The 744-nt window shown below is 59.0% G+C and carries 2 protein-coding genes; one reads left to right on the top strand and one right to left on the bottom strand.

Translation table 11 applies throughout. The features are described from left to right. A partial coding sequence (locus tag ACR0E6_RS22175; protein WP_480587430.1) for a fasciclin domain-containing protein occupies positions 1–187 on the top strand: 187 nt, incomplete at its 5' end. 36 nt (positions 188–223) lie between these two features. On the opposite strand, the gene ACR0E6_RS22170 is transcribed toward ACR0E6_RS22175, so the two are convergent. Beyond that, positions 224–744 (bottom strand): FAD-binding oxidoreductase (locus ACR0E6_RS22170; protein ID WP_480587426.1); only part of this gene is annotated, 521 nt, incomplete at its 5' end.

Here is a 744-nt window from a genome sequence, read left to right as displayed (position 1 = left end):
TCCGGGCAAAGTGATGTCGGGCGATCTGTCCGATGACATGACCGCAGCCACGGTACAGGGCGGCGACATCACGATTGATCTGGATTCGGGCGTGATGGTGAATGACGCCAACGTCGTTCAGGCTGATATCGAGACATCAAACGGCGTGATCCACGTGATCGACAAGGTCATTCTGCCCGCGTCGTAAAGCAATCAGACACGGTCCGGACTGCTCGGGCCGTGTCTACGCCTTCAGGATCGCTCCGGGATTCATAATTCCTTTTGGGTCCAACGCAGCCTTGATCCCTCGCATTGCCTGAAGTTTGACGGAATCGCCATAGCGCTCCAGATCATCTACTTTCAACCGCCCCACCCCGTGTTCCGCGCTGACCGAGCCGTCAAACGCGTGAACCAGATCGTGAATCGCGCTCTTCACCGCTTTGCGCTGATCCTCAAAGGCATCGCGGCTCTGGCCCTTGGGCGGGAAGGCGTTGTAGTGCAGGTTACCATCGCCCAAATGTCCGAAACAGTTGATACGGAACGGACCTAACGCGCCGATCACCTCGGCCCCTTGCCGAATGAACTCGGGGATGATCGAGATCGGAACCGATATATCATGGCTCGAGACGGACCCGATCAGGCGGTTGGCCTCAGGGATACGCTCACGTACAGCCCACAGCGCGCGGCGCTGCGCCTCGCTCTGGGCAATCACGCCATCTTGGACAAGGCCCCGAGGCTCCGCAGCAGCGAAAATCGCCTCCAAAC

The sequence above is a fragment of the Ruegeria sp. AP12 genome, assembly GCF_056540025.1.
This window is presented reverse-complemented; position numbering and strand designations above follow the sequence as displayed.